This is a genomic window from Avibacterium avium, from assembly GCF_900454535.1.
Classification (GTDB): Bacteria; Pseudomonadota; Gammaproteobacteria; order Enterobacterales; family Pasteurellaceae; genus Avibacterium; species Avibacterium avium.
The window spans coordinates 850,342-869,671 of record NZ_UGSP01000001.1 but is presented as its reverse complement, the minus strand read 5'-3'; the positions used below and the strand labels follow the sequence as shown (position 1 = coordinate 869,671).

General features: G+C 41.2%; 18 protein-coding genes. 10 read left to right on the top strand and 8 right to left on the bottom strand.

The features are described from left to right. Nucleotides 1-18: 18 nt before the first annotated feature. From DYC50_RS04350 to hflX, 5 genes are all read left to right on the top strand, one after another. Nucleotides 19-1,365, top strand: coding sequence for an N-acetylmuramoyl-L-alanine amidase (locus DYC50_RS04350; RefSeq protein ID WP_115249141.1), 1,347 nt, complete (start codon nucleotides 19-21; stop codon nucleotides 1,363-1,365). 22 nt (nucleotides 1,366-1,387) lie between these two features. After that, on the top strand, nucleotides 1,388-3,349 hold the full coding sequence (gene mutL / locus DYC50_RS04345) for a DNA mismatch repair endonuclease MutL (protein WP_115249140.1): 1,962 nt from the start codon (nucleotides 1,388-1,390) through the stop codon (nucleotides 3,347-3,349). Then, nucleotides 3,349-4,275, top strand: coding sequence for a tRNA (adenosine(37)-N6)-dimethylallyltransferase MiaA (gene miaA / locus DYC50_RS04340; protein ID WP_115249139.1), 927 nt, complete (start codon nucleotides 3,349-3,351; stop codon nucleotides 4,273-4,275). Before mutL ends, miaA begins: the two co-directional genes overlap by 1 nt. A gap of 105 nt (nucleotides 4,276-4,380) precedes the next feature. Then, nucleotides 4,381-4,674, top strand: a complete 294-nt coding sequence (gene hfq, locus DYC50_RS04335) for an RNA chaperone Hfq (RefSeq protein ID WP_103853217.1) — start codon at nucleotides 4,381-4,383, stop codon at nucleotides 4,672-4,674. A gap of 2 nt (nucleotides 4,675-4,676) precedes the next feature. Further along, nucleotides 4,677-6,068 carry a ribosome rescue GTPase HflX gene (gene hflX, locus DYC50_RS04330; protein WP_425451067.1) on the top strand — a complete coding sequence of 464 codons (1,392 nt, stop codon included), beginning with the start codon at nucleotides 4,677-4,679 and terminating at the stop codon, nucleotides 6,066-6,068. Between the two features lie 21 nt (nucleotides 6,069-6,089). Here hflX and DYC50_RS04325 read toward each other — a convergent pair whose 3' ends face one another. From DYC50_RS04325 to DYC50_RS04315, 3 genes are all read right to left on the bottom strand, one after another. Further along, the gene (locus DYC50_RS04325) at nucleotides 6,090-7,034 is read right to left on the bottom strand and encodes a sigma 54-interacting transcriptional regulator (protein WP_115250155.1); all 945 of its coding nucleotides are present in this window, start codon (nucleotides 7,032-7,034) and stop codon (nucleotides 6,090-6,092) included. A 102-nt stretch (nucleotides 7,035-7,136) separates the two neighbouring features. Then, nucleotides 7,137-8,228 carry a TIGR01620 family protein gene (locus DYC50_RS04320; RefSeq protein WP_115249138.1) on the bottom strand — a complete coding sequence of 364 codons (1,092 nt, stop codon included), beginning with the start codon at nucleotides 8,226-8,228 and terminating at the stop codon, nucleotides 7,137-7,139. Between the two features lie 32 nt (nucleotides 8,229-8,260). Next, on the bottom strand, nucleotides 8,261-9,664 hold the full coding sequence (locus DYC50_RS04315; protein ID WP_115249137.1) for a YcjX family GTP-binding protein: 1,404 nt from the start codon (nucleotides 9,662-9,664) through the stop codon (nucleotides 8,261-8,263). Between the two features lie 65 nt (nucleotides 9,665-9,729). Here DYC50_RS04315 and DYC50_RS04310 point away from each other — a divergent pair, with 65 nt between their 5' ends. From DYC50_RS04310 to DYC50_RS04290, 5 genes are read left to right on the top strand one after another with little or no spacing between them, the layout of a single operon-like run. Next, entirely contained in the window at nucleotides 9,730-11,427 is a 1,698-nt protein-coding gene (locus DYC50_RS04310) for an ABC transporter substrate-binding protein (RefSeq protein WP_115249136.1), read from the top strand. After that, on the top strand, nucleotides 11,424-12,389 hold the full coding sequence (locus DYC50_RS04305) for an ABC transporter permease (protein WP_115249135.1): 966 nt from the start codon (nucleotides 11,424-11,426) through the stop codon (nucleotides 12,387-12,389). Before DYC50_RS04310 ends, DYC50_RS04305 begins: the two co-directional genes overlap by 4 nt. Beyond that, nucleotides 12,379-13,266 (top strand): ABC transporter permease subunit, encoded by an 888-nt coding sequence (locus DYC50_RS04300; protein ID WP_115249134.1) that lies wholly within the window; start codon nucleotides 12,379-12,381, stop codon nucleotides 13,264-13,266. Before DYC50_RS04305 ends, DYC50_RS04300 begins: the two co-directional genes overlap by 11 nt. Before the next feature lie 8 nt (nucleotides 13,267-13,274). Beyond that, nucleotides 13,275-14,333 carry a peptide ABC transporter ATP-binding protein gene (locus tag DYC50_RS04295; RefSeq protein ID WP_103853185.1) on the top strand — a complete coding sequence of 353 codons (1,059 nt, stop codon included), beginning with the start codon at nucleotides 13,275-13,277 and terminating at the stop codon, nucleotides 14,331-14,333. Between the two features lie 9 nt (nucleotides 14,334-14,342). After that, nucleotides 14,343-15,137, top strand: coding sequence for a peptide ABC transporter ATP-binding protein (locus DYC50_RS04290; RefSeq protein ID WP_115249133.1), 795 nt, complete (start codon nucleotides 14,343-14,345; stop codon nucleotides 15,135-15,137). Between the two features lie 34 nt (nucleotides 15,138-15,171). Here DYC50_RS04290 and DYC50_RS04285 read toward each other — a convergent pair whose 3' ends face one another. The 5 genes from DYC50_RS04285 to DYC50_RS04265 are packed head-to-tail and all read right to left on the bottom strand — an operon-like array spanning nucleotide 15,172 to nucleotide 19,303. After that, complete coding sequence (locus tag DYC50_RS04285; RefSeq protein WP_115249132.1) at nucleotides 15,172-15,903, bottom strand: carbohydrate-binding family 9-like protein; 732 nt, start codon at nucleotides 15,901-15,903, stop codon at nucleotides 15,172-15,174. 36 nt (nucleotides 15,904-15,939) lie between these two features. Continuing rightward, nucleotides 15,940-16,443 (bottom strand): YgjV family protein, encoded by a 504-nt coding sequence (locus DYC50_RS04280; protein WP_115249131.1) that lies wholly within the window; start codon nucleotides 16,441-16,443, stop codon nucleotides 15,940-15,942. Nucleotides 16,444-16,450: 7 nt separating this feature from the next. Beyond that, nucleotides 16,451-17,758 carry a TRAP transporter large permease gene (locus tag DYC50_RS04275; RefSeq protein ID WP_115249130.1) on the bottom strand — a complete coding sequence of 436 codons (1,308 nt, stop codon included), beginning with the start codon at nucleotides 17,756-17,758 and terminating at the stop codon, nucleotides 16,451-16,453. A gap of 20 nt (nucleotides 17,759-17,778) precedes the next feature. Continuing rightward, nucleotides 17,779-18,261 (bottom strand): TRAP transporter small permease, encoded by a 483-nt coding sequence (locus tag DYC50_RS04270; RefSeq protein ID WP_197717457.1) that lies wholly within the window; start codon nucleotides 18,259-18,261, stop codon nucleotides 17,779-17,781. A 55-nt stretch (nucleotides 18,262-18,316) separates the two neighbouring features. Beyond that, entirely contained in the window at nucleotides 18,317-19,303 is a 987-nt protein-coding gene (locus tag DYC50_RS04265) for a TRAP transporter substrate-binding protein (protein ID WP_115249129.1), read from the bottom strand. Nucleotides 19,304-19,330 lie beyond the last annotated feature (27 nt).

The following is a 19,330-nucleotide window of genomic DNA, read 5'->3' as shown; positions in this document are numbered from 1 at the left end:
TTTTTGTGAAGTTTTAGAATGAGAAACCTTTACCGATTTATTTACCTTTTTTTCTTATGCGGATTTATCGCCGTTTCAAGTGCTTTCGCCAATGTTTGGACAATCGCCATTGACCCTGGGCACGGCGGAAAAGATCCCGGTGCGATCAGCCGTACACAAAAAATTTATGAAAAAAACGTTACTCTTTCCATTGCCAAAGAGCTGAAAGCCTTATTGGATAAAGATCCCAACTTCCGTGCGGTGCTGACTCGCAAAGGCGATTATTATATTTCCGTGCCTGAACGCTCAGAGATTGCACGCAAATATAAGGCGAATTATTTGGTTTCCATTCACGCCGATTCTTCCGTTTCCCCTGATTTACGCGGTGCGTCCGTGTGGGTGCTATCCAACCGCCGTGCCAACAGCGAAATGGGGCAATGGTTGGAAGATCACGAAAAACGCTCGGAATTATTAGGCGGTGCAGGATCGGTATTAGCCTCACACAGAGAAAAATATTTGGATCAAACGGTGTTGGATTTGCAATTTGGGCACAGCCAGCGAGTGGGCTATGAATTAGGCTCGATTGTGTTACGCCGTTTTGCCAAAATCACCACCTTAAGCCGCAGCACACCACAGCACGCTAGCCTTGGCGTGTTGCGTTCGCCCGATATTCCGTCTATTTTGGTGGAAACAGGATTTTTGTCCAATCCCGATGAAGAAAAGAAGCTCAACTCCCCTGCTTATCGTAAAAAACTGGCTCAGGTGATTTATGAAAGCCTTGTGGATTTCCGCCGCCGTAATGTGAAAAGTGAAATCAACGTTGCTAAAACGCCCGCGGTAAATAATAAAAGTGAAAGTGCGGGGCAAAATTCGCAAGAAAAATCCAATTCAAACAAAGATCTACCAAAAGACAGCGGTATTCGCCATAAAGTAAAAAATGGTGAAAGCCTTGGTGGATTAGCGGCTAAATATGATGTCAAAATGAGCGATATTATCGCCTTAAACAAACTCAAACGCCGTGAATTATGGATTGGTGAAACCATCAAAATTCCTGACAATGGCAAAAATAGCAAAGCTGCAACAAGTAAAGCTGAGCCGAAAAATAGTAAAGCAACAAGCAAAACAGAAAACAAGAAAGCAGATAATAAAAAGGCAGATAAATCAAAAACCGATAATAAAAAAGCGGATAAAACTGCAAACAAAAATACCAAAACCGAAAATAACGGAAAAGACAAAACAACGCCGAAATACCATACAGTGAAAAAAGATCAAACCCTGTATGCGATTTCGCGTCAATATAACATTCCTGTGCCAACGCTGTTAAAACTCAATCCAAAATTGAAAAACGGCAAAGTACAAACAGGACAAAAAATTCAGCTACGTTAGGGCTGTTTATATAGGAACGCCAATGCCAATTCAAATTCTGCCACCGCAACTTGCTAACCAAATCGCTGCCGGCGAGGTGGTGGAACGCCCTGCGTCTGTGGTGAAAGAATTAGTGGAAAACAGCCTTGATGCAGGCGCGAATAAAATCCAAGTGGATATTGAAAACGGCGGTGCAAGCCTTATCCGTATTCGCGACAACGGCACAGGTATTCCGAAAGATGAACTTTCCCTCGCCCTTGCACGCCACGCCACCAGCAAAATTGCGAGCATTGAAGATTTAGAAGCCATTCTAAGTTTAGGCTTTCGCGGCGAGGCGTTAGCAAGTATTAGCTCGGTTTCACGCCTTACGCTCACCTCGCGCACGGAAAAGCAAAAAGAAGCTTGGCAGGTTTACGCTCAAGGGCGAGAAATGGAAACCACCATCAAGCCAGCCTCTCACCCCGTTGGCACCACAGTTGAAGTTGCCAATTTATTTTTTAATACGCCTGCCAGACGTAAATTTTTGCGTACCGATAAAACGGAATTTTCTCATATTGATGAAGTGATCCGCCGCATCGCACTTGCAAAACCGCATATTGCTTTCACGCTTACGCATAATGGCAAAATCGTGCGTCAATACAAAAGTGCGGTGGATTTTTCGCAAAAATTAAAGCGCATTGCTGCCATTTGTGGCGATGAGTTTATTTCTCACGCCCTGCATATTGATTGGAAGCACGATGATTTACACCTTTCAGGTTGGGTGGCTGAACCGCATTTTAAGCGTTCGCAAAACGATCTCACTTATTGCTATGTGAATGGGCGAATGGTGCGCGATAAAGTGATCACCCACGCTATTCGTCAGGCCTATGCCGATTATTTAGGCGCGGAAGAATACCCAGCTTATATTCTTTTTATTGATCTCAATCCTAACGAAGTGGACGTGAACGTTCACCCCACCAAGCACGAAGTGCGTTTTCAGCAAGCTCGCTTGGTACACGATTTTATTTATCAGGGGGTACAAAATGCTTTACAAACGAGCTTTGAATTAGGGCGTAATGAGATTGCTACACAACAAATATCGCCCCCTGAAACTGCCACACAACGAGAAGGAAATACTTTCCAAGTGCAAGAGCCACAAGGTTTATGGCAGCCCAATCAGGGTTCGATAAACCGTGCGGCGGCAGGAAGAAATATTTTTCAACCAATGCCTGATTATTCTAAACGGAATGAGCAGAACACGGTGGGAAAAAGCAGCGCTGAAAAAAATACGCCAAAAGTGTCAAAAGAAAGTGCGGTAGAAAAATCCGCAAAATTTACCCCGCACTTTGAGCATTACAGCAAAACGCCTGCGGTATCCCAAAAGGAACGTCAAGCTTATGGTGAATTGCTACAAACAGGGAAATTGCAACAAAGCACGCAAACCGCTGCGCCAAACAATATTCAATCTGCACCTGAAATGCCCCTTGCACAATCTAACCATATGCTACGCACCTTAGCCTTAGTGGAAAATAAGGCCTTGTTGTTACAACAAAATCAGCAATTTTATCTGTTACCAATTAAAAAATTACAACAAACGCATATTCAATTAAGCCTGCAGCAAAATAATGTGCCGCAGCAAGCGTTGCTGATCCCCATAATGTTTCGCTTGGACACGGAACAACAAGCCCATTGGCAGCAACAAAAAGCGTTCTTTGTGCAAGCCGGTTTTGATTTTAATGAAAATCTTGCCCAACATCGCATCAGTTTAACCAAAGTGCCGAGCTGTTTGCGTCAGCAAAATTTACAACAATGTGTGGGCAATCTGCTCAATCAAAACGTGGATAATTTCACGCAATTTTTAACCGCACTTTGTCAGCAATTGGATTATGCGAAAATTGAGATTTTCAGCGATGCGGTGAATTTACTCAGTGAAACAGAACAACTGGCTCAGCAACAGGCAGAATTTCATTTATCCCAATTATTTATCACCATTAATTGGCAAATCTATTTAGATCAGGAACAATAATGTCAGCCAAACCTCGCGCAATTTTCTTAATGGGGCCAACGGCCTCGGGCAAAACAGACTTAGCAATCAAATTACGCCAACATTTCCCGGTGGAAGTGATCAGCGTGGATTCTGCTTTAATTTATCGTGGAATGGATATTGGTACGGCAAAACCCAATGCGGAAGAACTAACTCTCGCCCCGCACCGTTTGATTGATATTAAAGATCCCAGCGAAAGCTATTCTGCGGCAAATTTTCGCCAAGATGCGTTGCGTGAAATGGCGGACATCACGGCGCAAGGCAAAATTCCTTTGTTAGTGGGCGGCACTATGCTCTATTACAAAGCCTTGCTTGAAGGGCTTTCGCCGTTGCCATCGGCAGATGAAAATTTGCGTCAAGAAATTGAGCAAAAAGCTGCACAAATCGGTTGGAATGGCTTGCATCAAGAGCTGGCAAAAATCGATCCCGTTTCGGCACAACGCATTAATCCGAACGATAGCCAGCGTATCAACCGCGCCTTAGAAGTGTTTTATCTCACAGGCAAATCACTCACCGAACTCACCGAGCAAAAAGGCGAAGCACTGCCTTATGAGATCACGCAATTTGCCATTGCTCCGCAGGATCGCCAAATTTTGCACCAACGCATTGAACAGCGTTTTCATAAAATGATTGAGCAAGGCTTTCAGCAAGAAGTGGAAAAACTCTATCAGCGTGGCGATTTGCACGCGGATTTGCCGTCCATTCGCTGTGTGGGCTATCGTCAAATGTGGGAATATTTGCAAGGCGATTACGATCACGATGAAATGGTTTTTCGTGGCATTTGTGCAACACGACAGTTGGCAAAACGGCAAATTACTTGGCTACGCGGTTGGAAGTCGCCCATTACTTGGCTTGATAGTTTAGCGCCAGAAAAATCCTTCCAGCAAATGACGCAAACGTTAAAATAATTAAATCTCAGTGATGACAACAGGCGTGATTATTGCTATATTGAGCCACGGAGACGATTTTTGTTCCCATAAAACCCTATAACTAATATAAGAAGGAAAATAACAATGGCAAAAGGACAATCATTACAAGATCCTTATTTAAACGCATTACGCCGCGAGCGTATTCCTGTATCCATTTATTTAGTCAACGGCATTAAATTACAAGGACAAATTGAATCCTTCGATCAATTTGTGATCTTATTGAAAAACACCGTAAACCAAATGGTTTACAAACACGCAATTTCTACGGTTGTGCCTGCGCGTGCGGTTTCTCATCACAATAACCAAGCTCACCAACAACAGCACAATGCAAACCAAGAAGTTGTTGCTGAAGCAGCCGCAGACGCACAAGCTGAATAATTTTGGATAATCCAACCATTTCAAGCTTATTAGAACAAAGCACGATAGAAAAAAGTGCGGTAGAAAATTTAGACGAAATTTCCACCGCACTTTCGCCTTTTTCTCAATCTCTCTCATCACCAAATCCACCTCAAGATCGCGGCATTATTGTGCAAGCGTTTTTTTCTGCGGATAAAAATCTGGACGATTTGGCTGAGTTTCAGCTTTTAGCCGAATCCGCTCAAGTGGAGATTGCCGCCATTATCACCACCAGCCGTGCTACACCGCAAGCGAAGTATTTTATCGGTCAGGGCAAAGCGGAAGAAATTGCCCAAGCGGTAAAAGATCACAACGCCAATGTGATTTTGGTAAATCATTGCCTTACACCAGCACAAACGCGAAATTTAGAAAGCCTTTGTGAATGTCGCGTGGTGGATCGCACGGGGCTGATTTTAGATATTTTTGCCCAGCGTGCGCGATCTCACGAGGGAAAATTACAAGTAGAGCTAGCTCAACTAAAACATCTTGCCACTCGTTTAGTACGGCGTAAAACAGGCTTAGATCAGCAAAAAGGTGCGGTAGGTTTGCGTGGCCCAGGAGAAACGCAACTAGAAAGCGATCGCCGTTTGATCAAAGTTCGCATTGCTCAGTTGCAAAATCGCTTGAATAAAGTGGAAAAACAGCGCAATCAAAATCGTCAAACCAGAAAGAAAGCAGATATTCCAACCATTTCCTTAGTGGGCTATACCAATGCCGGCAAATCCACGCTGTTTAATTTGCTCACAAATGCAGAGGTTTATGCAGCGGATCAGCTTTTCGCCACCCTTGATCCCACATTACGCCGCCTAAGCATTCCCGATATTGGCACAACGATTTTGGCGGATACCGTAGGCTTTATCCGAGATCTGCCGCACGATTTAGTTTCTGCCTTTAAATCCACGCTGCAAGAAACCACGGAAGCCAGTTTGTTATTACACATTGTAGATTGTGCCGATGTGCGAAAAGAAGAAAATATCCACGCGGTGAACGAAGTTTTGCAAGAAATCAATGCGGTTCAAGTGCCAACCTTGCTGGTTTATAACAAAATTGATCAAGTGGAAAACCTTGCTCCGCATATTGAATATGATGAACAAAATCGCCCTGTTGCGGTGTATATTTCCGCCCATTTGCAACAAGGCATTACCCTATTATTCGATGCCATTCGACAAAAATTAAGCAAAAGCATTGTGCAACTACAGCTTTGCTTGCCGCCACAAGCGGGCAAAATTCGCCATTGGCTGTATGAAATGGATTGTATCCGTGAAGAAAAAATCAGTGAGCAAGGGGAATTTTTGCTGAAAGTGAATATTGAACAAAGCGAATGGCAAAAATTACTGAAAAAACAACCGCACTTATCGGACTATATAAGCAAATAAACAAAGCCTTTCTGCGGCTTGCTATTTCCCGATACTGTATTGTTTTAATTTATTGGCAATGGCGGTGTGTGAAACGCCCAATCTTGAAGCCAGTTTTCTAGTGCTTGGATATTCTTCATAAAATTTCTGCAATACCATTGCTTCAAAATTATTCATAATTTCATCAAGGGTTTGATTGCCAAATTGCTCAATGCTTGGCAACGGAATTTCTTGTTCCACCAAGTGTAAATCGGCAATAGCCAGTTGATTATTTTCAGCCAATGAGCAAGCGCGGTACAAGGCGTTATGCAACTCTCGCACGTTGCCTGCCCAAGTGTAATGGGTAAGATAATTAAGAAAGGCTTCATCAAAGTGCGGTGCAGAAATGCCCAATTCTTGGCTGATTTGCTGAACAAACATTGCTGTTAGCTGTGGAATATCTTCTTTACGCTCGCGCAACGGCGGAATGGTTAAACTCAGCACATTCAAGCGATGAAATAAATCTTCGCGCATTTTTCCCTTTTCCACATAATGGCTAAGGGGAATTTGCGAAGTACAGATCACACGCACATCAGCATAATGCTCTTTCTCCTCACCTACGCGGCGAAACGTGCCATCATTTAGAAAACGCAATAATTTTGCCTGTAAGCTCAACGGCAACTCCGCTACGCTATCAAGTAACACCGTGCCGCCGTTAGCATATCCAAAAAAGCCTTGGCTTTCCGCTTGTGCATTGGCGCGTCCAAACATTTCGCTTTCAGCATCTTCACTTGGCAGCCCCGCACAATTCACCGCAATAAATTGATTTTTTCGCCGTGGACTATAAAAATGACAGGCTTTCGCAATGAGATCCTTGCCTGTTCCCGTTTCACCTTGAATCAGCAAAGGCGCGTCTAGCAGGGCAAATTTTTTGGCTTTTTCCACCACTTCTTGCATTTTGTGGCTTTGCGTAACCACCTGTGAAAAAAGATCTTTTTCTGCTGACATTGCTTGCTCTCCACGCCATTTTTTGATGAAACTGGCAAGCATTGTAAACTTTTCTGTAAAAATGGAAAGAAAAATTTACAATTTTAATCAGACAATATGAGATTAATCTGCTTTTTTACTTGGCAACAATAAGCTCTTTAAATTTGATAGCACTTCTTTTTGAATATGCTTTAAGCGTGGGCGTTCTTCTTGCTTAAAGGCAAGCGGACGGCAGAATTCCATGGCTTTAATACCAAGCCTTGCGGTAAGCAGCCCCACGCCAACACCTTGGGCAATGCGGGCGGAAAATTTTGCCGTAACATCTTGTGAAAGCCAATCCATTCCAATATCTTGGATCACTTCTGTTGCTCCGGCAAACGCCATATTTAATAGCACCATTCGCAATAAACGCAGACGGCTGAAATAACCCAACTCAATACGATAAAGTTTGGCTAACTGATTGATTAAGCGAATATTTCGCCACGCAATAAAAAACACATCGACCACCGCCAAAGGGCTAACTGCAACAATGGCAGCGGCTTCGATGGCATTTTTGCTAATTAATTTTTGGGCTTGTTTATCAATGGGTTTTAGCACAGTTTGGCTGAATAAATAGGCGGTTTCACTAGCGGAATGCCCTTCATTAGCCTGTTTTTGCCACTGGATCAATTCTGGCGATTGTGGCGAAATATCCATTGCTTTCACAATATCTTGGCAGAGCTGTTGGACTTTTTCACTTTCTTGTGGGGAAAAATCTTGCTGAAAATCCACCGCACTTTGTTGGCGTACAGTTTGCTGGCGTACAGATTGGCGGTTAAGCAAGGTTTGGCTTTGCTCTTGCAAGATCATTCGTTTTTTTAACTTCACCAGCTTACGCCATTCGCTGATGATCGCGCTGATTCCCAATGCAACCAAGGAACAACTTGCCACGGCAAAAGAGAAATAAATCCATTGGTGATTTTGCCAACTATCAATCAACCATTGCACTGACTGCGCAATCACAGCGCCGCCAAAAAAGAGCGCAGAACCTGCCAGCCATTTTTTCCACCAACGTGGTTTCGGCTGCACCGCTTGCTCAAACTGTGGTGCGAGATCACCCAGTTCCTCTTCCACTTCCGCTTCAATAATTAAATTCTCTTGCGAAAAAGTTTGTTTCGGCGCAAAGGCTTGTTGTTCTTGATCTTCAAGTGCGGTGTGAAAAATTTGTTTTTTCATTGCTTATCTCCGTTACGATCAATGCGGTGCGATCAATCCAGTTTATCCGCGAGCAAAAATTGCAGTACGGCGTCCATTCGTAAATGGGGAATGGGGTTGCCTTGTTCAAGGGGCTGGGGTTCAAATTGATCAAATTCAAAATGTTGAGTTTGCCAAAATTGTGCATTTGGTAAGCGGTTTGGCACTTCCCCGGGGTAAAGGGTGATTTTTTGCTGATCTTTTTGTCGAACACCTTGGATCGCAGGATAAAACTTGCCATTTTGATTTACCGTAACCTGTTGTGTGGCGCGAATGGCAGCGATCGCGCTGTATGCGGTTTCAATGCCTTCATATTCCACATAACGACCGCCTTCTTGTACAAGCTGGCGTAACAAGCTAACCAAATTATGGCGTTGATCTTTGGTAATGTGATCCGCTTTAGTGGCAAGGAACATTAATTTATCAATTTTTGGTGAAAATAAGCGGTTAAGCAAGGTGCGTTTGCCATAATGAAAGCTCTTAAACAGTGCTTGCAAGCCTTCTTGCATATCAAGAAAAGCACGTTGGCTATGATTAAGCGGGGTAAGACAATCAGCCAAGATCACTTGGCGATCAAAGGTGGAAAAATAATCTCGATAAAAACCTTTGACGATATGTTGGCAATAATAATCGTAACGCTTTGTTAAAAAAGCAAAATAGCTATTGCTATCAGCTTTTTTCAAGGCTTGCCATTGTTCTGCATTAAGATGAACCAAGGGAAAGAATTGCACCGCAGGCGAGCCTTCGAGCTCCCCCATTAAAACAAAACGCCCCGGTTGAATAAAGTGCAAGCCCTGCGCTTTACAAGCAAGTAAATATTCCGTGTAATCCTTTGCCAGTTGCGCCAGCACTTCTTCATCGGCTTTCGCAAATAAGTCGATTTTTTCGAGTTTTTCGAGCCATTTTTGCGCTAACTCAAGGCGTTGCCCTTGTATAAGCTGACGCTGTTGTTCGCTCCATTGGTGAAAATCTAATTCGAGCAAGGGCAAATCTAAGAGCCATTCCCCTGGGTAATCAAAAATATCAAGATAAAGGGTGCTAGTTTCTTTTAAATGACGCCATAAGCCACGCTGTTGGTAACGAATGGCCAAGCGAGTTTCACTCACGCCACGGGTGGAATCAGGCCAGTGCGGTGGCTCGTCTGTTAAACATTTCAAATTAGTTTCATATTCAAAGCGGGGAATGTGCATTGTGCGCTGTTCAATGCGTTTTACGGCTAAAATCCGTTTATCGCGCGCTGCATCAAATAAGGGTAAATGGGCATTATCCACCGCATTAATATGCAAAAGTTGGTTCACAAGGCTGGTAATAAAGGCCGTTTTGCCGCTACGACTTAGCCCAGTTACGGCTAAACGCAAAGTGCGGTCAAATCCACGGTCAATCAGGTTATCCAGTTCTTTTTGAATATAATCAAACATTTTATTTCTAAATTTCGCTAATATACTTTAAAATTTCGTCATAATTTATCACAAATATGCCTGTTATGTTTATAAGAAAAATCGTTGTTTCTGCTATTTTGCTGAGTGCAAGCCTAATCAGTTTGCCAAGTTTTAGCGCCCCTAAAGTGCCAAAAATTCTCACGCAAAATGGGTTAATTTATTGCACGCAGGCAAACGGTTTATCTTTCAATCCGCAAACGAGCGATGCGGGAACCAGTATGAACGTGGTAACCGAGCAGATTTACAATAAATTATTTGAAATCAAAAATAACAGCGCAACCGTTGAGCCAGTGCTGGCGCAGAGTTATAGCCTGTCCGCAGACGGCAAAACCATCACCATTAATTTACGCAAAGGAATTAAATTTCACCAAACAGATTGGTTTACCCCAACGCGTAATTTTAATGCGGAAGATGTGGTATTTTCGCTCAATCGCGTGCTAGGACATAACACGGATTTGCCTACTTTAGAAACCTTGGTGGACTACAAAAATCCGCAATACCGTATTTTCCACGAACAAGCGCGCAAAGTGCGTTTCCCTTATTTTGAAAGCATTAAATTGAGCGAAAAAATCGAGTCTGTGATTGCCACTTCACCCTATCAAGTACAAATCCAGCTTTTTCAGCCCGATGCGTCCATTCTTTCTCACCTTGCCAGTCAATACGCCATTATTTTCTCGCAAGAATATGCCTTGCAGCTCAACGCTGACGACAACCTTTCTCAGCTAGACACCTTGCCGGTGGGAACGGGCCCTTATAAAGTGCAAAATTTCGTGCGAAATCAATATGTTCGCTTAGCAAGAAATGAAGATTATTGGCGTAAAAAAGGAAAAATTGAGCATATTATTATCGATCTTTCCACAGACAGAACAGGGCGTTTAATTAAATTCTTAAATGGCGAATGTCAGATCACTTCTAGCCCTGATGTAAGCCAACTGGGGATTTTAAAACAATTTGATGAGCGCTATTATTTGAAATCCACTGAAGGAATGAATTTGTCTTATTTGGCATTTAATTTCCTGAAACCTACGATGAAAGATCTGGATTTGCGCCGTGCCATCTCGCAAGGTATTGATCGGGAACGTATTATTCATCGGATTTATCATAATACGGCAAGTGTGGCGAATAATATTATTCCTAATATTTCTTGGGCGGCAACGGTGAACACACCTGATTTTGCCTATGATTACAACCCGAAAGCCGCCAAGGCCTTTTTACAAGATAAACAACTCAAGCTCACAATGTGGGTGCTAAACGAAGAACAGGTGTATAACCCTTCGCCAATCAAAATGGCAGAATTAATCAAATGGGATTTGGCACAAGTGGGGGTGGAATTAGCCATTCGCCCTGTAACTCGCACCTATTTAATTGAGCAGCTGCGAAATGGCTCGGAAGATTACGATTTGATTCTCACTGGCTGGCTTGCGGGGAATTTAGATCCCGATAGCTTTATGCGCCCGATTTTAAGCTGCGGCACAGTCAATGACATCACTAATCTTTCCAACTGGTGTTATGCGCCTTTTGAAGATGCAATGAACCGCGCTTTAAATACCACGCATTTACGTTCGCGCGCCAATTATTATAATATTGCGCAAGAAATTATTTTGTCAGAATTACCCATCATTCCTGTGGCGAACGTAAAACGAATGTTGATTGCGAATTCACGGGTAAAAGGCTTGGAACTTGCGCCTTTTGGCAGCATTAACTTTACTACGCTATCCTATCAACAAGGAGAGAAAAAATGATTTTGTCGTTTTTCAGACATCTTATCTTGTTGGTGATCACCTTAGTGATTCTTTCTATCATTAGCTATGCGGTACTAATGCGCGATCCGCTCAATGAAGTGTTGGCTACGCCGCATTTTTATTCAGGCTATTTTTTCTATGTGCAAAATTTGCTCAATGGGGATTTGGGGATTAGCTATAACGGCGGTGATTCCTTAAGTGATTTAGTTCTCACCGTGCTACCGCCCACTCTTGAACTTTGCTTTACCGCCATTTTACTGGCGTTGCTCTTTGGCATTCCTTTAGGGCTAATTGGGGCGATTTATCGTAAAAAATTCTTCGGAAAAATCATCCGCACTTTGTCTGTCATTGGGCTTTCTCTGCCCGTGTTTTGGCTTGCACCTCTGTTGCTTTATGCCGCTGCTATTTATGGTTGGGAGATTGCTGCCATTGGGCAATATAATTTGCTTTATGAAATTCAGCCCATCACGGGGTTTCCTATTATTGATGTTTGGTTTATTGATGAACCTTATCGCATTAAGGTGATCCAAAATGTGCTGCAACACCTGATTTTGCCAACCTTAGTGCTAACCATTTGGCCAACAATGGAAATTATTCGTATCGTACAAGAACGTGCAGCCTATTTGTTTGAACAGCCTTACATCAAAATTTCAATGACAAGAGGCTGGTCAATGTGCAAGATTTTGCGTACCCATATTTTACGCAACACCTTGCCATTGTTAGTGCCGCAAATGACGCGATTGTTCACCCTTGTGATTGCGCAATGTATGTTGGTTGAAGGCACGTTTGGCTGGTCTGGCATTGGGCGTTGGCTGATTAATGCCGTTGCCCAACAAGATTACAACAGTATTTCCGCAGGCATTATCGTGATTGGATTATGTATTATTGTGGTGAATTTATTGGTAGAAACGCTCACCTTTGTGTTAGATCCGTTAAATAAGAAAGGTTGGTATGCAAGATAGAGATCCAGCAGAATTTCGCCATACAGCAACATTAACTACCATTTGGAAATTATTCCGCCAAGATAAAGTGGCGCTTGCCAGTTTTTATCTATTTTTGCTGTTTATTTTGACCGCACTTTTTAGCGGATTCATTGCCCCTTATCCAGCTGAAACGCAGTTTATCGGTTTTGAGCTAATGCCGCCCTCTTGGGTAAATGGCGGAAAAATCGCCTACTTTTTTGGCACGGACGACATTGGACGTGATGTGCTAAGTCGCTTAATTACAGGGACAACCTACACCTTAGGTTCTGCCTTAATCGTGGTGATTTTCACCGCTATTTTAGGCGGCATTATGGGCGTTTGGGCTGGAATGTCGCAAGGGATTAAATCGCGTGTACTTGGGCATTTTCTTGATGCTTTCCTTTCCACCCCCATTTTGTTGATTGCCATTATTATTGCCACCTTAATGCAGCCTAGCCTGATTAACGCAATGCTTGCCATTACCTTGGCCTTATTGCCGCACTTTATTCACGAGATTTACCAAGCCATTCAAAAAGAGCTGAAAGAGGAATACATTTTAATGCTTCGCCTTGAAGGGGCATCAAATTGGATTTTGTTAAAAGAGGCTATTTTCCCCAATATTTGCGTGAAATATATCCAAGAAATCACCCGCGCTTTTACCATTGCCATTTTGGATATTAGTGCATTAAGCTTTATCTCTCTTGGTGCGCAAAGCCCAATGCCTGAATGGGGCGTAATGATTAAGGATTCTCTCGAATTGATTTACCTTGCTCCTTGGACAGTAATCCTACCGGGACTTGCCATTATGGCGGTGATCTTAGTCGCACTATTACTCGGCAACGGCATTAATAAAGCCATTGAAAAATATTATGAATAGGGATTCCTATGGCACTACTTGATATTCGTAATCTTTGCATAGAAATAAAAACGCCAAATGGTCGAGTAAAAATCATCGATAACGTCAATCTCACCTTAAATGAAGGGGAAATTTGCGGTTTAGTCGGGGAATCGGGTTCAGGAAAAAGTCTGATTGCAAAAGTAATTTGTAACACCATTAAGGACTCGTGGGTTGTTACCGCTGATCGCTTTCGTTTTAATGATGTGGAACTGCTCAAACTTAGCCCACATAAAAGACGGAAATTAGTGGGAAAAGAAATTTCAATGATCTTCCAAGAGCCACTGACTAATCTAGATCCCAGCAGCAAAATTGGCAAACAACTGATCCAAAATATTCCCTCTTGGACATTCAAAGGCCGTTGGTGGCAGTGGTTTGGCTGGAAAAAACGCCGTGCTATTGAATTATTACACCGTGTGGGGATTAAAGATCATAAAGACATAATGAACAGCTACCCCGATGAAATCACCGAAGGGGAAGGGCAAAAAGTGATGATCGCCGCCGCGGTTGCTAATCAGCCACGCTTATTAATTGCTGATGAACCGACCAACGCGCTGGAATCCATCACTAAGGTGCAAATTTTCCGCCTGCTGTTGAGTATGAACCAAAACCAAGGCACATCTATCTTGCTAGCCAGCAATGATATTAATAGTATCCGTGAATGGTGCGACAGTTTCAGTGTGCTTTATTGCGGGCAAAATGCAGAATCTGGGCCGAAAGAAAGTGTGCTCAGCACACCACACCACCCTTACACCAATGCGCTGCTGCATTCTATTCCTGATTTTAAACAGCCGTTGCCGCTTAAAAGCCGTTTAGGTACATTGCGTGGAAGTGTTCCCCTGTTGGATCAGCTGCCTATTGGCTGTCGTCTTGGCCCACGTTGTCCATTTGCACAGAAAAAATGTATTAATAAACCGCCAACAAGACGCATAAAACATCACGAATTTGCCTGCCATTTTCCACTGAATTTACGTGAAAATCAGCGAAAAGAAAGAGAAGATGTCGCAACACCACTTATCATTAATACGGATGAAAATAACGAAGAATAGGAAAAGCGAATGAGTGCCTTATTAAAAATTGAAAATTTATCCAAATCCTTTGATGATAATGTCGGCATTTTTTCATCTAGCCAGTTCGTTGCCGTGGAAAATGTCAGCTTCCAGTTAGAGCGTAAGAAAACCTTAGCGATTATTGGCAAAAATGGCTCGGGGAAATCCACTTTAGTAAAAATGATCGTGGGGATTATCGCACCAAGTGCGGGGGAAATTTTGTTTAAAAATAATCCCTTACAGTTTGGCGATTATCACTACCGTTCGCAGCATATTAGAATGGTTTTCCAAGATCCGAATAGTTCCTTCAACCCAAAACTCAATGTCGGTCAAATTTTGGATACCCCACTACGCCTTGCCACAGATTTAAGCGAAGAAGAGCGTGATGAAAAAATCTTTGCGACTCTCAAGCTAGTAGGGCTTTATCCCGATCACGCTAGCATAAAAATCAACACAATGTCAGTGAGCCAAAAACAGCGCGTTGCCCTTGCGCGTGCTTTAATCCTTGAGCCTGAAATCATCATCACTGATGATGCCCTTGGCTCACTCGATGCCACGGTGAAAACTCAGCTAATGAATTTAATGCTCGAAATCCAAGAAAAACTAGGGATTTCTTATATTTATGTGGGGCAACATTTGGGCATTATTAAGCATATTTCTGATGATGTATTAGTGATGGACGAAGGCAAAATGATCGAATACGGCACAACCCGTGATGTTTTCACTCACCCACAAAATGAGATTACCAAACGTTTAGTTGAAAGCCATTTTGGCCGACTACTAACAGATGAATCTTGGCAATAAAAAAGGCTGAATAATTCAGCCTTTGGTCAGATATTTATTTTTTCGGCTCTAACACAAATTCACCGAATGAAGAATTAATATGGAAATTTGGTTTTTCTGTTTTTGGATCAACCCAAGTAATCCAATTTGCTTGTTCTTTGCCTTTTCCTTTAATAATAGAAAATTCTGCACGATAAGCCCCTGCACGGATTTTATTGCCTTGAATTAAATTATGTTCTTTTAATTCACTAAGCGCAATTTTACCTTCAAGGGTATAACCTTTTTCCGTGCGAACGCCTACGGTTTCTAAGGTTTTTGGATCCCATTCTGCATTAATATTTTTTTCAACATCACGCAACATTGATAAGGTACGGCCTTTGTAATCCATTTCTAAGGCAATATATTTTGGATATTTTCCATCTGCTTGCTGTTTATCAATTTCGCCCGGTGCCATAAATAATTCTACACGGTCTTCACGCGCAACCATCCATTCGTGATCGGTGGTGTCATAAATTAAAACATTCGGATCTTCTACATCAAAAGAGAAATAAAAATTTTGATCATCGTGAAACGCCTTAAATTCTGTTTTTGGCATTTGTGCTTGTTCCCAAGGATTAACAAAATCCGTTACTCCTTGCACTTTGCCCCACACGGCTTCATCAAGCTTTCCATCTAACACTGGCGCCTGTGATTCAAATGCTACGTTATAGCTCTTGGCTGGTGCTTCTGCTGCTGCGTTCATTGAAAATAATGCACCGAAAAGTGTTGCAATTAATAATTTATTCATAAAAATTCTCCTATGAATTAAAGATGAAATGAATCATTATCTATGAGTTTGACGCATTAAACGAATAATAGTGATGGTATTTACCACCATAACCGTACTTTCTAATAACACGCCACCTAAAGATCCCACTAAAATATTATTTGTTAGCCAACAAGCTGAACCGACTAACATAAATAAACGCATTGGAATGCCTTTTAATAAAAATAATGAAATCGTTCCAATGGTTGAAGCAATAATTGGGAAAACCTGCCACACGGAATCTGCAATGACATAGCCAAAAATAATCCCTAATAAAACAAAAAAGAAGGCAATATATTTTGATGAAACATAAATGGACGTTGCCGTTCTTAAGGTGGAAAGTAACGAACTTAATGCAGCTACATTTGCACCTAATAAAATAAAATGGCTCATATAAGTGATATTTTGAATCAACATCACAATTTTGAGCTTTTTATCATTCTTTTGGTAAAAACAAATTACCCCTAATATAAAAGCTAAAATACCGAGTAATTGTGGAATGTTTATAATATCATTAAACATAAATTTACTACTTCACTAATCCCATTAATTCGGGAATTGACATTGAAATTGCAGGAATATAAGTTACCAACATTAACGTAATAAAAATGGCTACAAAAAATGGAAGTAGCGTTTTTATTACTTGTTCAATTTCAATATTCCCCACCTTACAGCCAGTGAACAAGATCGGGCCAACTGGCGGAGTTATTGTACCTAGTGAAAGATTAAAAACCAACAAAATACCAAACTGAATTGGACTCATTCCGAGAGAAGTACAAATCGGTAAAAAGATAGGTGTAAAAATAAGAACAGCTGGCGTTGGATCCATAAAGGTTCCAATCACTAATAAAATCAAGTTAATAATTAACAAAATGAGAATTGGGTTATCTGTAATAGACAGTAATCCAGAGGCTATCATATTTGGAATCTGTGTGAATGCCATCACCCAAGACATCACAGATGAAGTTGCCAACATAAAAATCACGATGGCAGACATTTTTGCTGTTTGTAAAAAGATTTGTGGCAATGCTTTAAAAGATAAAGTGCGGTAACAAATACTTAAAATTAATGAATACACAACTGCAATGGCCGAAGCTTCTGTCGCAGTAAATATCCCTGCAAGAATCCCTCCAATAACAATAAATACTAAAGAAAGACTAGGAAGTGCGGCAAAAATTACGGGAATACTTTGGGTAAAACTCATCTTTTCACGACTAATATATCCTCTCTTCTTTGCCATTAGTGCTGCAATAATCATTACCGCAACACCCCATAAAATTCCAGGCAAGTAACCCGCCATAAATAAGGCAGAAACAGATACACTGCCTGCAACAGTGGCATAAACAATAATCGTATTACTTGGTGGAATTAGCATTCCAGTAGGAGCTGAAGCAATATTCACAGCAGCGCTGTAACGAGGATCATACCCTTCTTTTTTCTCTATTGGCGACATTATTCCTCCAACCGCAGCTGCTGAGGCTACTCCAGATCCACTAATAGAGCCAAATAACATATTGGAAATAATATTCGTTTGAGCAAGCGATCCTGGTAGAAAGCGACTAAATAATTTCGCAAAGTTAATTAAACGAATAGCAATCCCCCCACTATTCATTATATTTCCAGCCAAAATGAAAAAGGGAATAGCTAATAACGCGAAAGAATCCAAACCTACGAAAATTCGCTGAGCAGACGTTACCATTCCACCATTAAATGGGAGAATAACCAACATTGCGGCAACAGATGAAATTCCAACACTAATACTGATTGGCGTGCCAATCACGAGGAAAAATACCGTACCGATTAACATTACTAATGCTGCTGTTGTGGCAAGATCCATAATCATTTCCTCTCTATAATCTATTTTTCATTAGGCTGATAAAATTTTATTAAATTACAAATAACATAAAACACAATCAATATCCCGCTAATTGGAATCGCAGAATAAATAAATCCCATTGGAATTTGTAATGCTGAATCCAATTGGAACATCTGACGTAAGGTTGCACTATAACCACCAAAAATCATTACACCAATAGCAAAAGCCGCAATTGCCAATTCAGCTATGGTATTAGCAATAATTTGTCCTTTCGCTGAAAGTTTATTTTTTAGAAAAGCAATCTCCATATGCTCTCTTAATCCAAAAACATAAGCTCCTGCAAAAAGAATAAGCCAAACAAAAAGATACCGAGAGAGAATTTCACTCACTGCACTTGGGCTATTAAATACATATCTCGAAACTACTTGATAAGTAATTAAGATTGTCATTAACGCAACAATAAAAATACAAATACCTTCGAGTAGGCGATCAATAATTTTTTTAATTCCAAACAGAATATACATGCTATTCTCTCCCAATAAATAAGGGATAGATATCAACTATCTATCCCATAATGTTTTATTTCAATGCAATAATTTTTTCATAGAGTGCTTTCTGAGCTGGTGTTTTAATTAGCTCTTCTTGCAATGGTTGACAACTTTGTTGGAATTCGGTGGTATCCACTTCCACAAAAGTCGCTCCTTTTTCTTTCGCTAACTCTTCTGCTTTTTTAATTTGAGCATTCCAAAGTTCAAATTCAGTTTTTGTACTCTCTTTTGCTAGCTTTTTCAATGTCGCTTGATCTTGTGGTGTCATTGTAGATAAGAACATATCGCTCACAACTAATAAGTCAGCGACTCGTAAATGCCCTGTACGAGAAAAATAAGGGGCGACTTCATATTGTTTTAGATCTGCATAAGTAATCTCATTATTTTCTGCACCATCTAACACACCTTGCTGAATTGCGGTATAAACTTCACCTTGGTTCATTGGAACCCCCGTTCCTCCCATACAAGAAAGCATTTTAATCATAGTATCAGATTGTAAAACACGGATTTTTTTGCCTTTTAATTCAGCTTTGGTTTTAATTGGAGCATCTTTGGTGTAAAGGCTTCTCGCACCAGCTGTATAGGCAGTAAGCACTTCAAAACCAAATTTCTGTGTTGATGCAAACAAATCATCTAAAATACCAGAAGTAAATACTTTCTCTTGGTGCGCTGTATTCGCATATACATATGGAATACCCAATACAGCAAAGGTTTTATCGTAATTTTCAACTAATGGATTTGCTACCACTGCCATTTGAATCGCACCATTTTGTACTAGTTCTAATGATGCTCGCTGATCACCTAATAATTCATTTGGAAAAACACTCACTTTATAACGTCCATCTGTCGCTTTAGTGAGCTGCTCACCAAATTGTTGCAGAGCCTGATACTGAGGGTGTTTATCTGATTGATTAAAAGAAACTTTAATCTCAGTCGCTGCTAGGGTATAAGATGAACACATTGCTCCCATCGCAGTAACCAATAACAATGCTTTCTTAGATAATTTGAATAATTTCATACTTAACTCCTCATAGATTAGTAGTAA